Origin of the sequence: Indioceanicola profundi (assembly GCF_003568845.1) — a bacterium.
Classification (GTDB): domain Bacteria; phylum Pseudomonadota; class Alphaproteobacteria; order Azospirillales; family Azospirillaceae; genus Indioceanicola; species Indioceanicola profundi.
Genome location: NZ_CP030127.1, coordinates 597,322 through 611,590, shown reverse-complemented (window position 1 = coordinate 611,590; position 14,269 = coordinate 597,322). Strand labels below are relative to the sequence as shown.

At 65.7% G+C, this 14,269-nt stretch carries 16 protein-coding genes; 14 read left to right on the top strand and 2 right to left on the bottom strand.

Features of this window, described 5'->3' with window-relative positions:
* Positions 1-91: 91 nt before the first annotated feature.
* From flgF to DOL89_RS18920, 6 genes are all read left to right on the top strand, one after another.
* The gene (flgF, locus tag DOL89_RS18945) at positions 92-844 is read left to right on the top strand and encodes a flagellar basal-body rod protein FlgF (RefSeq protein ID WP_119680922.1); all 753 of its coding nucleotides are present in this window, start codon (positions 92-94) and stop codon (positions 842-844) included.
* Positions 845-882: 38 nt separating this feature from the next.
* Positions 883-1,668, top strand: a complete 786-nt coding sequence (gene flgG / locus DOL89_RS18940) for a flagellar basal-body rod protein FlgG (RefSeq protein WP_119680921.1) — start codon at positions 883-885, stop codon at positions 1,666-1,668.
* Positions 1,668-2,360 (top strand): flagellar basal body P-ring formation chaperone FlgA, encoded by a 693-nt coding sequence (gene flgA / locus DOL89_RS18935; protein WP_119680920.1) that lies wholly within the window; start codon positions 1,668-1,670, stop codon positions 2,358-2,360. Before flgG ends, flgA begins: the two co-directional genes overlap by 1 nt.
* A gap of 12 nt (positions 2,361-2,372) precedes the next feature.
* Complete coding sequence (gene flgH / locus DOL89_RS18930) at positions 2,373-3,101, top strand: flagellar basal body L-ring protein FlgH (RefSeq protein WP_119680919.1); 729 nt, start codon at positions 2,373-2,375, stop codon at positions 3,099-3,101.
* 19 nt (positions 3,102-3,120) lie between these two features.
* Positions 3,121-3,591: a hypothetical protein gene (locus DOL89_RS18925; RefSeq protein WP_119680918.1), complete on the top strand. Its 471-nt coding sequence runs from the start codon at positions 3,121-3,123 to the stop codon at positions 3,589-3,591.
* A gap of 76 nt (positions 3,592-3,667) precedes the next feature.
* Positions 3,668-4,285, top strand: a complete 618-nt coding sequence (locus DOL89_RS18920; protein ID WP_119680917.1) for a helix-turn-helix domain-containing protein — start codon at positions 3,668-3,670, stop codon at positions 4,283-4,285.
* 19 nt (positions 4,286-4,304) lie between these two features.
* Here the strand turns inward: DOL89_RS18920 and DOL89_RS18915 are convergent, their stop codons facing one another.
* Both DOL89_RS18915 and DOL89_RS25050 read right to left on the bottom strand, forming a co-directional pair.
* On the bottom strand, positions 4,305-4,958 hold the full coding sequence (locus DOL89_RS18915; protein WP_119680916.1) for a flagellar hook assembly protein FlgD: 654 nt from the start codon (positions 4,956-4,958) through the stop codon (positions 4,305-4,307).
* Between the two features lie 12 nt (positions 4,959-4,970).
* Positions 4,971-5,384 carry a flagellar hook-length control protein FliK gene (locus tag DOL89_RS25050; protein WP_162937676.1) on the bottom strand — a complete coding sequence of 138 codons (414 nt, stop codon included), beginning with the start codon at positions 5,382-5,384 and terminating at the stop codon, positions 4,971-4,973.
* A 1,084-nt stretch (positions 5,385-6,468) separates the two neighbouring features.
* On the opposite strand from DOL89_RS25050, the gene DOL89_RS25880 reads away from it, so the two are divergent.
* The 8 genes from DOL89_RS25880 (at position 6,469) to DOL89_RS18875 (ending at position 14,209) form a co-directional block, all read left to right on the top strand.
* The gene (locus DOL89_RS25880; RefSeq protein WP_263973589.1) at positions 6,469-6,597 is read left to right on the top strand and encodes a hypothetical protein; all 129 of its coding nucleotides are present in this window, start codon (positions 6,469-6,471) and stop codon (positions 6,595-6,597) included.
* A gap of 355 nt (positions 6,598-6,952) precedes the next feature.
* Positions 6,953-8,665: a family 16 glycosylhydrolase gene (locus DOL89_RS18905; RefSeq protein ID WP_119680914.1), complete on the top strand. Its 1,713-nt coding sequence runs from the start codon at positions 6,953-6,955 to the stop codon at positions 8,663-8,665.
* A gap of 143 nt (positions 8,666-8,808) precedes the next feature.
* Positions 8,809-9,123, top strand: coding sequence for an HU family DNA-binding protein (locus DOL89_RS18900; protein WP_225889985.1), 315 nt, complete (start codon positions 8,809-8,811; stop codon positions 9,121-9,123).
* Between the two features lie 225 nt (positions 9,124-9,348).
* Positions 9,349-11,061, top strand: a complete 1,713-nt coding sequence (locus DOL89_RS18895) for a hypothetical protein (protein WP_119680912.1) — start codon at positions 9,349-9,351, stop codon at positions 11,059-11,061.
* Between the two features lie 179 nt (positions 11,062-11,240).
* On the top strand, positions 11,241-11,648 hold the full coding sequence (locus DOL89_RS18890; protein WP_119680911.1) for a response regulator: 408 nt from the start codon (positions 11,241-11,243) through the stop codon (positions 11,646-11,648).
* A gap of 4 nt (positions 11,649-11,652) precedes the next feature.
* The gene (locus tag DOL89_RS18885; RefSeq protein WP_162937675.1) at positions 11,653-12,207 is read left to right on the top strand and encodes a chemotaxis protein CheW; all 555 of its coding nucleotides are present in this window, start codon (positions 11,653-11,655) and stop codon (positions 12,205-12,207) included.
* On the top strand, positions 12,204-13,625 hold the full coding sequence (locus DOL89_RS18880; RefSeq protein WP_162937674.1) for a CheR family methyltransferase: 1,422 nt from the start codon (positions 12,204-12,206) through the stop codon (positions 13,623-13,625). Before DOL89_RS18885 ends, DOL89_RS18880 begins: the two co-directional genes overlap by 4 nt.
* A complete protein-coding gene (locus DOL89_RS18875; RefSeq protein WP_119680908.1) occupies positions 13,622-14,209 on the top strand; it encodes a chemotaxis protein CheW in 588 nt (195 codons plus the stop codon). Before DOL89_RS18880 ends, DOL89_RS18875 begins: the two co-directional genes overlap by 4 nt.
* The last annotated feature ends 60 nt before the right edge of the window (positions 14,210-14,269 follow it).

Genomic DNA, 14,269 nt, shown 5'->3' with positions numbered 1-14,269 from the left:
ACCCGGGTTTAACCTCGCATGGTCACATTAAAGCCGGTTCAAAGAGCGGCATCCGCAGCAGCGCGCCGCTTGGAAGGGGAGACCGGTTCCCGTGGAAAACGCGCTCTATGTCGGGCTGTCGCAGCAGATGGCGCTCCGCCGGATGCTCGACGTGACGGCCAACAATGTCGCCAACATGAACACGACTGCATTCCGCGCGGAGCGGCCGGTGTTCGATGACTTCGTGGAGCGCGTTCGCGGCGGCGATCCCACCGCTTTCGTGGTGGACCGGGCCACCTACACCGACCTGCGGGAAGGTGCCGTCGCAATGACCGGCAATCCGCTGGACGTTGCCGTTCGCGGCGATGCCTGGCTTCGGGTGGAGACGGCGGACGGCCCCCGCTACACCCGCGACGGTCGCCTGAACAAGGACCCGGATGGAAGGCTGGTCAACGTCGATGGACACCCGGTCACCGGCGCCGACGGCGCTGAGATCGTGCTGCCGGAGGATGCGGGCGAGATCACCGTCGGGGCTGGGGGCGACATCAGCTTCAAGACCGTGAACGGCGAAGGTGCAGTGGAAACCGTACAGCTCGGTCGCATCGGCCTGTTCCGCCTGCCCGGCCCGCAGGGGCTCCAACGAGATGCTGGCGGTCTGGTCCGCTACGCCGGCGAACCGCAGGAGGCGGAGGGCGCCACCCTGGTGCAGGGCGCGCTCGAGAGCTCCAACGTCCAGCCGGTGGCGGAGATGGTCCGCCTGATCGATCTCACCCGCGCCTATGGCCAGGCCAACCGCATGGTCGAGGCCGAGCATGAGCGCCAACGCAACGCCATTACCAAGCTTGGCGGCCCGGCCACGAGCTGACGCCGGATCGACACGATAGGAACAGGAGTCCGCATCCCATGCGCACGCTCAACATCGCCGCAACCGGCATGATGGCCCAGCAGCTGAACGTGGAGGTCATCTCCAACAACATCGCGAACCTGAACACGGTGGGCTACAAGCGGTCCCGCGCCGAGTTCCAGGACCTGATGTACCAGTCCCAGCTCCGCCCCGGTTCGCCGTCGTCGGACCAGAACACGATCGTGCCGGCGGGCATCCAGCTCGGTCTCGGCGTGAAGCCATCGGCCGTTGGGCGTATCTCCACCCAAGGCCCGCTGAACCGGACGGAAAACCAGTACGACGTGGCGCTGGACGGCAAGGGGTATCTGGTCGTCACCATGCCCGATGGGCAATCCGCCTATACCCGCGCCGGCAATTTCCAGCTTTCCCCCGAAGGCACCATCGTTACGGTGGATGGCTACCAGGTGAGCCCCGGCATCACCGTGCCGGAGAATACCCGCGAGGTGATGATCAATCGAAACGGCGAGGTCCTGGCCTATCTGAACGGCCAGACGGAGCCGGAGAATGTCGGCCAGTTCGAGATGGCGATGTTCGTCAATGAGGCGGGGCTGGAGGCCATCGGCTACAATCTGTTCCGCGAGACTCCGGCTTCGGGCATTCCCCTGCTGGGCATGCCCGGACAGCTCGGCTTCGCCGGCGTACGTCAGGGCTATCTCGAGGCTGCCAACGTCAACATCGTGCAGGAGATCACCAACCTGATCTCCGCTCAGCGCGCCTATGAGATGAACAGCCGCGTGGTGGAAGCTGGCGACCAGATGCTGAACACCGTCGCGCAGATGCGCTGATGAAGCCTTCAGCCATGATGGCCGCCCTGCGCAAACATGCTCTCCTTGGGGCCTTGCTGGCCCTCCTTTCCGCCCCGGGGCTGGCCAATGCCGCAGCCGGTACGGCAGAGCGGATGCTGGGGGAGGAGCTGCAGCGCAAGTACGGCGATGCCTTGTCCGCAGGAGACCTCCGCCTGATGCTGGCAACGCCGGTGGACGGGCCCGTGCACGGCGTACAGGCCATCACCTACGATCCCCGCTCCGGCCGTTTCGCGGCAATCCTGCTGCGCGAACGGGACCGCGTCCGGGTGGAGGGGGAGGCCTGGACGGAAACCGAGGTCACGGTGCCTGCCCGACGTCTGACGCCGGGAGAGGTGATCGGCGCCGGCGACCTTACCACCATTCCCCTGCGCAGCGACCAGGTCAGCGCCAGGGCCGTAGTCGCCCGACATAAGCTGGAAGGCATGCAGGTGCGCCGCGTCCTGGCTGCCGGCCGTCCGGTTCCGGCCGGCTACGTCGCCGCACCTACGGTCGTGGAACGCAACAAGGCGGTCACCGTGGAATTCCGTAGCGGCGCGCTGGTTCTGAGCGCCCGTGGCAGAGCGCTGGAGGACGGCGGCGTTGGCGACGTGATCCGGATCCAGAACCTGGACAGCAACCGGACCATCACCGCAGTGGTGAGCGGCCCCGGCACTGTCACCGCATCGGATTGAGGAGGCCAGACCATGCATGCCCTGCCCCGCCGGATCGGCTGCCTCGCGGCGCTGCTGGCCCTTTCCGCTTGTGCCGAGCGCCTGGACCATCTGGGCCGCGCGCCCAGCATCACGCCGATCCAGGACCCGGCCTACCAGGATGAAGCGGTGCGCGTCTCCATGCCGATGCCGTTCCCGGATGTGGAGGTACGGCAGCCCGCCAGCCTATGGCAGGCCGATGCCCGTGGATTCCTACGCGACCTGCGGGCCAAGACGGTGGGTGACATCGTCACTGTGACCATAAACATGTCGGAGCAGGCCCAGATCCGGAATCAGACGTCGCGCAGCCGCGGGTCCGCGGAGTCCCTCTCCACCCCGAGCCTGTTCGGTCTGGAAACCTTTCTTCCGGATCGGGTCGACCCGGACGCGCTGGTGGATATCGGCTCTAACAGCTCCGCCACCGGCGCCGGTTCGGTAAACAGGCAAGAGAACATCCAGATGCAGGTGGCCGCCGTCGTCACCCAGGTGCTGCCCAACGGCAACATGGTGATCGCTGGCCGGCAGGAGATGCGGGTGAACTACGAGCTGCGGGAGTTGCGCATCGCCGGCGTCATCCGGCCGGAGGACATCACCACGCGCAACACGATCAGCTACGAGAAGATCGCGGAAGCCCGCATCGCGTATGGCGGACGCGGCCAGATCATGGATGTGCAGCAGCCCAGGATCGGCCAGCAGGTGCTGGACGTGATCCTGCCCTTCTGACGATATCGGGAAGACCGCGATGGACCAGCTCCGCCTTGTCGTAGTGGCCGTGGCCGCAAGCGCGCTCGGCGGCTTTCTGCTTGGCGGCGGCCTGACGGCAAGCCGTGTCGCTGCCACGACCGCCCTGGAGCAGACGGAAGACTTACCGGCTGCGCCGGTGATCGATCCCGCACTGGCTCCAGTCGTTGCCGATCTTGGCCCGCTCTTTGCTCCGATCTGGACGCGCAGCCGCATCTCCGGCTTCGTGGCAGCGGAATTCAAGGTGGAACTCGCGCCCGGTACATCCGCCAGCCCTGTGCTTCCCCCCGTGCAGGACCGAATTCTGGCCGTGCTCTACCGTGCCGGGGCGGAGGGCCGGCTGGACCCCGGACGCACCGACCCAGAAGAGCTGCGCGCCGAACTGCTGGCTGCAGCGCAGGCCGCTGCCGCCCCGGCGGAGTTGCGCGACCTCCGCATCGGCAAGCTGGTCCACCAGGAGAACCGTCGATAGCCCGCCGCCATCCGCCTCTTTCCCGCCGGTCCGATTGGTGTATGTTTCCACAACGGAATCATGGCGCGGGCCGACGATGGCGGATACGGGCGGACAGGATGGTGTGCGGCTGCGCAGCCTGCGCGGTAAGGCGGGAATGAGTCTGGCCGCCGCCGCCGCCGCAGCCGGCATGTCGAAGGGGGAGCTGTCGAAGCTGGAAACCGGTGCTCGGCCGATCCGGCCGGACCATGTGGTGCGCCTTGCCCGGGTATTCGGACTGCCCGCTGCGGAATTGCTGACGCCGGGAAATCCCTACCGGGAGCTGCTGGGCGAAGTGCAGCCGCCAGCAGCCGGAATTCCGCTGTTTGACGGCCGTGACCTGGCGCAGGCCGGCAGCAATGCGCAACCGGTCGGCACCGTTGCGCCGTTCGAGGCGGTGCGGGACGTACCCGGCGCCTACGCCATCATCATCAACGATTTATCCAATGCACCGGCCCTGACGCCCGGCGTGATCCTGCACGTACATCCGGCCAGGGTGGCCAGTGTTGGGGATCTGGTCGTCAACCGTGTGAACTGGTTGCCCTTGGCCTTCTATCTCCGCCAGGACGACGATGGCCGGTTCTACGGCCTCACCCTCTCCCGCCGGCGGGTGGATCTGGAGTTCGAGGAGGTGGAGCGCCTGCACAAGGTGGCCGGCGTCTCCTTCCTCGGATAGGACTTGACATCGGGACCCATCAACCTGCCGAGACGATCTGGTCGCGCGTCACCACTTGGCCGCCATTCAGCTGGAACAGCGTTTTCCCGTCCTGCCGTACCACGCGACGCACCTTGTCGGTGACGGTGATCTGGGTCTCAAGCTGCTTGCCGTCCTTGTCGAACGCGCCGATCTCCACGCGGTAGATGCCGGTCTCCGCCTGGGTGCCGCTGTCGGTGCGGCCGTCCCATTCAAGGTCCTTGATCCCGGCAACCGTGCTGCCTTGGATCGTTCGCACCGTCTTTCCTTCCATATCCAGGATGCGGACTTCGACCCGCTGCGCCCCGTCGGGAACCAGATAGCGTGCAGAGGCACCGTCTTCGGTAAGCGCCACCCGCGTATCGGCCACCTCAACCTCCCGGCCGATATAGGACAGGTCCATCCGGTCGCCGCTGGCGCGGAGTTCGGACAGGACCTCGGCGAGCCGGCTATTGGACTGCACCGCCTGCTCCACGCTGGAGAACTGGGCGAGCTGACTGACGAACTGGGTCGGGTCGACCGGCGCCAGCGGGTCCTGGTTGGAAAGCTGCGTCGTCAGCAGTTTCAGGAACGACTGGGTGTCAGCGGTGAGGCGGGTTTGGGCGGCGCTTGCGGCCGGATCGGTCATGCCGGACTGGACGGAAAGATCGGTCATGGACTTGGTTCCTTACACCTGGATATCCACCAGCCCCTCCAGCCGCCGTGCGGCGGCGGGGACCAGCATGTCGTCACGGGAATCCGCACCATCGAAGCCGGCGGCGAGAAGGCGGGCGGCACGCTGTCCGCCCTCCTGCCCGGCTCCAGCCTGGCCATCGCGCAGTGTGAAATGAAGACCGTCCTGCTGGAGCTTGAAGCCGCCCTGCTCCATCGCCCGCTCCAGCCAGCGGGCGTCGCGCTGCAGCAGTTCCAACGTGGCGGGACGGTCGGCGGCGACAGTTGCTTGCACACGGCCATCTTGGAATTCCAGCACGACCTCCACGCGCCCCAACTCCTCCGGGTCCAGACGTACGGCGAAGCGGGTCTGGCCTTCCGCGGTGGCTTGTTCGATGCGGACGAAGAGTTGTCCCGCAGGCGCTTCCATGGCTGTCGTCCGGGCCTGATGGGCGGCTGCCGCACCCGCCGCGACTGGCGACGATGCCGACTGGGCCGGCATCTGCATGAGCGTCGATTGAACATCGGGAGCGGCGGATGACGCCAGCGTCGGGAGCGGCGGGCCCGCAGGTTCCGGCGTTGTGAACAGGCCACCGGGCGCCGGTTCGGCTCCCGGACCGACGGCGATCGGAACAGTGCGTCCGGCCGGAAGCATTGGACGGTCGGACTGCCCACCTGACGCAGCGCCCCGTACCGCCGCCGTCGGCATCTCCTGCGGCCGGGCGGAAGGCGCTGGAGATGCGACCTTGCCCTCGTCATCGAGGATGCTTCCGGGCTGCGGAGGCGTGCCCGGCGATGCCGGAGCATCTCCACCGTCCAGGCTCATCATGGAGAGTTCAGAGCCGGCAGTCCCTGCCGCTGCCTGAGAAGGTGCCGCAGGAGTGGCCTGCCCACCCGGCACGACCAGAACGTCTTCGATCTGCTCCAGCTCCGGGGCGGCAGCGTCCATAACGGCCGGGACAGCCTGATCTGCGGCGGAAGCGACCGGTTCCACGGGGGCGGCAACGCCTCCCAGCGACGCCCCCACCTCCGGTACCCCGCCTCCAACCGCTAGCGAGTTCCCTTGCTCCGGCTTTCCCCCTGTGAGGGACATGGCCACGCGCCCGCCTGTCCCGGTCCCCTGCCCGGTGACAAGAGAATTGAATCCGCGTCCGGGGCCGGTCAGGGCTGCCTTGGAGGAACCTGCGGCAAATGAGGACTGTGTTTCGCGGCCAGGGCCGGGCGGCGGGAGCATGGGTGCGATCAAGTTCGTCTCCATTTGGAAACCAGCCTGACCCTATGCTGCGGAAATTAAACTGGCGTTTGCGTTCGGCCCGCCCCCTCCAGCCGGGCTCCGCAAACCCGATCGCGGATGAAAGCGGCTTTAAACAAGGCCGGCTAAGGTCGACCCGACAACAGACGGAGGGCGGCTGATGCGGGACCGGAGTGCAGACGGGCGGAAAGCGCGCGCTCTGCGGAGTTGTCGCGCAGCACTCGAAAGCTGTGACGACATCACCCTCCGCCGGCTCGAATGCATGCTGGCCACCATCGCCCATGGTGCGCGGCTTGAGCGGTACCTGTTGTCGGTGCCGGCAAGCCGACCACTTCCGGCGGAGGCGGAGCGCCTGATCGCGCTGCTTGACCCTGCACACGGCGCGGCCTGACGAGCGCACCATTTTCGGCCACATCCAAAGCCCACGGACTGTCCTGATTCCCCCGGATTCAGTTGGCCTTGCCCCGATGAGTTGTATCGCTTGGCCGCCGGATAGCCTGTGCGGGCAGAACGGGGACAAAGGCCGCGCGTCCAAGCGACAATCGCGCGACCTAAGGGCTTAATCCGCCCAAATTGGGTATTGTCACAGGATCATCACAGGCGTTGCCGGCCTGTTAAAGCGGTCGTTAATTACCACTATCGATTCTGACCGTGCTGGATGCCTGCCCGAGTCAAGCAGACGTCCACCATCCGCGCGGAATGGGCTGTGCGGATATGCGACGCTGAAAGCACGCAGGACGGCGCCGATGACGGAGACACTGGACCTTTCAAAGTACAAGATGGTCTTCAGCGACGATTTCGATGAGATCGATCTTCTTGGCCAGTCCGACGGCTTCTGGAGACCTTACGGATACTGGGGAACGCGGACGCTACCTGGCAACGGGGAGAAGCAACTCTATGTCGACCCGTCCTACAAGAATCTGGGACTGAATCCCTTCAACGTACAGGACGGCATTCTTACGATCCGTGCCGAACCGGCTTCGGCGGAGATCAAGGCGCAAATCGACAACCTCGATTACACGTCCGGCATGATCTCGTCCGAGCGCGGCTTCTCGATGCAGTACGGCTATTTCGAGATCCGGGCCCAGATGCCGGCTGGCAAGGGCCTCTGGCCAGCCTTCTGGATGCTGACACTGGATGGCCAATGGCCTCCGGAACTGGACGTGGTTGAGGTTCTGGGGAAGGAGCCGGACAAGCTTTACGGCACTTCCCACTACAAGGACGAATCCGGCAGCCATAAGAAGGTCTATGCGGTCGCCGTGAAGGGAATGTTCGATAGCTCCGGCGGGTTCCACACCTACGGCATCGACTGGCAGGAAAATAAAGTCGTCTGGTATTACGACGGCATCAAGGTCGGTGAGACGGCAAACAAGATCACCAACCAGCCCGCCTATCTGGTCGCCAATCTGGCCGTCGGCGGCTACTGGCCGGGCAATCCGGACGGCAGCACGCCATTTCCGGCGGACATGAAGATTGATTACATCCGGGCCTATCAAAAGACGCCGGATCACCAGCTCGTCGGCATTCCTACGGGCTGGGCGACCATCGGCATCGAGGATTTCACGGTACTGACCAGGACAAGCCCGGTCACCTCATACGCTTGGCGCTACACCATGAAGCCGGAGGAAACCAATGCAGTCATGTCCGGCGATGGCAGCCGCTTCCTGACCGGGAATGACAAGAATAATTTCCTCGGCGGTTCCAGGTCTTCCTATAACGAGTTGGATGGGGGCCGGGGCGACGACACGCTGCAAGGCGGGCGCGGAACAGACATCTTTGTGATCAGGAATGGGCGCGGCAACGACGTCATCCTGGATTTCAGCAACACCGTTAATAATACGGACAAAATCCGGTTGGACGGGTTCCATTTCTGTCACGCGGATGACGTGCTGGTCTGGGCTCGCCAGATGGGTTCGGACGTGCTTCTACGCCTGGATGAGGATCAGGCCCTGCTGCTGAAGAATCTCAGCCTGAATGCCCTGACCCCGGACGTCTTCATCTTCACCAACCCTGTAGCGGTCCCGACGAATGCCCCCGTCCTGTCCGGTCCCGCGCCGACAAAGCCGTCGATGCCGGGTCCGCTGCTGGCACACCCGAAGTCGGACGTGCTGGAGTACAGGATTCGGGAAGGCGGTTCGCTCTGGAAGAGCTATGAGGAAGCCGTCGCGGAGAGCACGCCGCGCACAAGCAAGGCCGGCCAAGTCGAGCGTTATGCAGACGCTGCCCCCCTGCCCGGCGTCACAGACCAGCCACAGAGCAGCACTGGACAGCACCGGTCAGTCTCCGCGTTTCCCATGCTGGATGAGGTTGTTACGGGCATGCGCGATGATATCCTTCCCGCCTCGGACCTTTTCGCGCCAGTCCTGGACATCTCCAATACAGTGGCGCTGCAGCCTGTGATCATCGGCGTGCCTGACTGGAGCCATTCCACGATCTTCGACAGAATGCTCCTACATTGACCCCGACCGCCTCCCGTAACCGGTTCCGCGGGAGGCCCAGACAGGCTGCGGCACGTGTTCGGTGTTGCCCCGCTGCCGCGTTTGGCGTTAATTCGCTTGGAAACAGCGGGTTTGGGCTTGGTGGAACGGCCCAACTTCGTTCATTGAAAGAGCCACCTCAACGCGCTCAAGGGAGCCAAAGCATGAACAAGAACGATCTCGTCGCCGCCGTCGCCGACACCACCGGCCTGTCCAAGTCCGATGCCACCAAGGCTGTCGACGCCGTGTTCGACGGTATCGCCGCCGCCCTGAAGAAGGGTGACGATGTGCGCCTGCTGGGCTTCGGGACCTTCGCCGTCGCTGAGCGCGCCGCGCGCCAGGGCAAGAACCCGCGCACCGGCGAGACCATCGAGATCGCCGCCTCCAAGCAGCCGAAGTTCACCGCCGGCAAGGGCCTGAAGGACGCCGTCAACGGCTGATCCGGGCGCTACGCATCGGAACGGGGCGGCCATCGCAAGATGCGCCGCCCTTTTCGTTGCACAATCAAGCCGCCCCGCAGGAATCCGGCCTGCGTACTCCCGCCCTCCGCTGCCATTTCCTCCGTGACACTCTCGTGACCCTTCCACTGCGACCGGGCATTCCGATTGCCTGGACCGTGGCGCACCTGTAAGGAGGAAGCTGTTCCGGTAAAGACGGTAGACCGAATGGCGAAGCGCGAGGCGGATTCCATCCAGGCCCAGGTCCCGCCCCCGGGCAGCGAACCCGTCAGTGCCAAGGCCATTGCGGCCACGCCCACCGGAACCGGCGCCATCACGTCCCTGGATTCAGCCGGGCTGACAGTATCGCGCGACCGCGCCGGCCGGGCTGCCACCCTCCCGGTGATCGCGGGGGCCATTCTTGCCCTGGTGCTCCTCGTCTTTGCCATCGGCCGTGGCTACAACCACGATGAGGAGCAGTTCATCGCGGCCGGCGTGCTGGCGATGCAAGGAGAGGTCTACCGCGACTTCATCTATCTCCAGACTCCGCTCTATCCGGAGCTGCTTGCCGCCGCCTTCCAGCTGACGGGCGGGGGAGATGGCGGCTATTTCCTGGCCGCCCGCCTGCTTACCTGGCTGTTGACCCTGGGCTGTTGCGCAATGCTGTGGCAGCAGGCCGTGCGCCTGACCCACAACCATATGGTCGGGCTGGGAACCACCTTGCTGTTCATTACCTCCACGGCCGTTCTGGCCGCGGTCGACAGCAGCCGCAACGACATGGCGCCCTGTGCGGCGGGACTGGCCGGCATCCTGCTGACGCTGCGCGGGCTCGACGCGGATGTCGGGCGCAGAAGGCTGCTGGGCTTGGCCGGTTTGTTGTTGGCGCTGTCCGTCGGGCTGAAACTGTCCTGGGGGTTCGCGCCACTGGGAATCATGATTTACGTGCTGCTGATGGATTCCGGCCGGACAATCCGCAGCCGCATCCTGGACAGCGCACTGCCGCTCACCGCCGGCGGCTTCCTTGGGCTGCTGCTGATCCTCAGCTACGCTATCGGTGCCTGGCACGGGTTCATCGAAGGCAATTTCACCTACCACCTGGACACGCCCTTGGCGTGGCACCGGATGATCGGGCGGGAGAGCTATTTCGGGGCGGAGCATCTTGCCGAGTTCCTGAACCGCCGGGTCTTCTCTGATGCCGTCATGGCCGTGGTGATCCTGATCGCGATCACCATGGTGGCCACCCGCGCAACCCATATCGGTCCTGCTATCCGCGAGCGGTTGGCCCGCAACCGGGCGTCCCTGACCCTGCTTCTGGTAGTGCTGGCCCTGATCGCCGGGCTGCTGCCTCGCCCGCCCTATATCCAGTACTTCCACCCCTTCGCGGCCATGCTGGCCCTGTCGGCACCGTTCCTGTTCCATGCGCTGGCCCCGATGTTCGGCGCCCGTGGAGCCATCTTCGCAGGGGTGGTCATCGTCGGCTGCCTGCCGGGAACGGCGCTGCTCATGCAGACCGCCCCCAAGCTGGTGATGCCGCACAAATGGATGGTCAATCGCGTCGCGGAGGCCAGCGCCAGCATTCGGGGCGAGCTGGCGGCCGCCGGCACGGATGGGCCGGTCCTGACCCTGACCCCGATCTTCGCCTTGGAGGCTGGGCTGGATATCTATCCCGAACTGTCGGCCGGCCCCTTCTTCTATCGTACGGGCGACCGGCTGAAGCCGGCGGAGATCGACAGGCTGAACGGCGTTACGCCCGAGACTCTGGACGAACTGCTGCGCGACCGTCCGCCTGCTGCCATCCTGGTGGGCAAAGAGGAAAAACTGCTGGAGCAGCCCTTCATCGATTATGCGCGCGCTAACGGCTTCATTGAGCGACGCGTGCCGCGCTTTTCCGACCTGCGCCTTTGGGTAAAGCCCAGCCGTGGCGCGCGCCGGACCCGCTAGCGCGCACTGAGACCACACAGTCGGACTAGGCCGATAGGCCTAAGTTCGGTAATAGGCCGACCGTCTGGTTCGACAGCCCGGATGCGGCCGTTGTATCCTTTTTCTTGTTCTGTGAGATCAAGTCTCTTGGCAGGTTGACATGCTCGAAGGCATCGTCAGCCTGTTTTATTTTATTTCTAATGGAAGAGCTGAGCAGTATGCCCGAATCACTTGCCGGCCTTAAAATCCTTCTGGTCGAGGACGAGTTCATAAACGCAATTTTTGTTGCGGATATCCTTTCGTCTGCCGGATGCGATGTGATCGGGCCCGCGAAGAACGTGGAAGAGGCAATCCGGCTGGCCGATGATCAGCCGTTGGATGGTGCCATACTGGACGTCAATCTGGCGGGAGAGGCCGTTTATCCTGTGGCCGACAAGCTGGTGGCGCGCAATGTGCCTGTGATGCTGACGACCGGATATGAATCCGGCATGCTGCCGGAGCGGTTGCGGGATTGCCGGCGCCTGCAGAAGCCGTTCGGCGAGCAGGAACTCCTTACCGAACTGCGCCATCTGGTCATCACCGGCAAGCCGGCCCAGCCGGGCGGCTGAGCCCGTGACCGGAACCGCGACCATAGGCGGCCGCGCCGCCGCTACGGAGGTGTCCGGCAAGACCGGCGACGAACTTCTGGTTTTCGCCCTGTCCGGGCGCAGCTTCGCCCTGCCCCGCGCTGCCGTTCAGTCGCTGCTGCCCATGGCGGCGCTGGCCGAGCCGCCCAACCGGCCACCGCTCCTCGCGGGTTTCCTCATGCTGCCCGATCTGGCGCTTCCGGTGGTGAGCCTGGCCCGGCTGCTGGGCCTGCCCGAGTTGCCGCCCAGCCCGGCCACTGCCCTGGTGCGGCTTCGTGGCCCCTCGCCCCGTGCGCTGCTCGTGGACCGTGCTCTCGCCATCCTTCGACCGGACGCTCGCTCCTGGCGGCAGGTGGACCCGGCGGAAAGCTTCGGCGGGGTGCTGCGGGCAGAGGTGATGCTGGAGAACGAGACCTGCGGCGTGCTGGTGCCGGAGCGGCTGCTGCTGCGCGAGGAGGAAACCCGGATCGAGGCGTTCCGCGCGGCGGAAGAGGCGCGCCGCCGCGCCTTGGACGACCGCTTCCCGGAGGAGGCGCCGTGAGCCCCTCTCCCGCCGAGTTGCAGCGCGACCCCCGGTTCCCGCAACTCAAGGCAATGGCCATCGAACTGACCGGCATGACTTTCTATGCCGACAAGGATGAATCCCTGGCAGCCGCCTTCGCCCGGCGCATGAAGGCGGCCGGTGCTGCGGACGGAACGGCCTATCTGCGTCTGCTGACCGGCGACCAGGCGGTGGCGGAGAAGGATGCCCTGGCGGCGGAGCTGACCATCGGGGAAACCTACTTCCTGCGCCATGCCGGCCAATGGACAGCCTTCACCGACCGCATCATACCGGACATCCTGGCCCGCAAGGCGGACATCCGACAGCTCCGGATCTGGAGTGCCGGCTGCGCGACCGGTGCTGAAGCCTATACGGCGGCTATCCTGCTGAAGGAGCGCTTCGGCCGGGAGCTGAAGGACTGGGATGTCGGCATTCTGGGCACCGACATCAACCGGCGCTTCCTGGCCGCTGCCCGGGCGGCGCGCTTCGGCTCCTGGTCGTTCCGTGCCACGCCCGACGATCTGCGCGACCGCTGCTTCACCCGTGCGGGCAGCCATTGGGAGCTGAAGCCCGACTACCGTGCCTGGACGAGCTTCCAGTACCACAATCTGGTGCGCGACCGCGTTCCGCTCGAGCTGGGCAGCCCGGACCTGATCTTCTGCCGTAATGTCTTTATTTATTTCGATCAGGAAACAAACGCCCGAATCCTTGCGGAATTCCACAAGAGCCTGCCGGAGGGCGGATGGCTTTTGGTCGGCCATGCGGAGCCGGACATGCGGCTGTTCCGAGACTATGAAGCGGTGATGCTGCCGGACGCGGTTCTGTACCGCAAGCCGGAGGGCGGGGTGGTCCGGCCGCAGCCGCTCTGGACCAAGCTCGCCCCCAAGCCCTCGCTCCAGCTTCCGCCGCCGGCTGCCTCACGCCCGCGCCGTCAGCAATCCGCGCCGGTGCGGCGCGCCCCACCCGCGAAGCCTGCCCCCCTGCCGCCCATGCCGGTGCCGCAGCCTCCCGCGGCCGCCCCTGCACTGGCGGAGGAAGTGGAGCAACTGATCCGCCGTGGCGATTGGGAGGGTGCAGCCGCAGCCTGCCAACGCTGGTTGAGCCAGGAGCCGCTGGACCCCTGGGTGCATTTCTGCCTCGGCATGGTGCATGAGCAGCGCGGAGGTGTTCCGCAGGCGATCGAGGCGTACCGCCGCGCGCTCTACCTGGACCGCACTGCGCTGATTGCGCATTACCAGCTTGGATGCCTGCTGCGGCCCACCGACCAGGAGGGCGCGCAACGCTGTTTCCGGAACGTGCTCGACCTCTCCCAGCGAACGGAGCCGACGGCCGCCGTGCGCGGCGTGCCCGGCATCACGGTCGAGGAACTGCGGCAGGCGGCACAGACCCAGATCACCCAGCTTGAACGTCCCTCATGACCGGAAACCTAACCACACTTGCCGCGGAGAACGCGGCCGACGCCCTGGAAGGCGCCGACCGGCACGCGCTGGAAGCCCTGTTCCGGCGTCGCGCCGCCCGGCTGGCCCGCCCTCTGGAGGAAGCCGGACTGCGCGGAACCGGCGTGCTGAGCGCCATGGTGGGCCCGTCCCGGATCGCCGTGCGCCTGACCGGTCTTGCCGAAGTGATGCCGCTGCACCGCTGGTCGCCGGTGCCGGGCTGGCCGCTGGCATTGCTTGGGGTCGCGGCCCGGCGCGGAAATCCCCTGCCCGTGGTCGACATGCACTACCTTCTAGGGCATCCCGCCCCGGCCGCCGACGCACCGGCCTATGTGCTGCTGGCGCGCTGCCCCGGCGGGATTTATGGCCTGCGGATAGAGTCCCTGGGCGAGGTTTCACATATCGATACCGGCGCGCTCGTCACTCCCGGTTCCGCGCCCGATCAGGAGCCGCAGCACCGCTCCTTCGTCGAGGGGATCGCGCCCGACGGGCTCATCCTGATCGATCCTGGACGGCTGACCGGCCTCGGCGGTCCGCTGGAGCGGGAAATCAGAGAAACCGGCTGACCCGCCGCTGCCAGAACCAGTTCCAAGACCAAAACGTCCAGACTTCTCGAGGCAACGCAG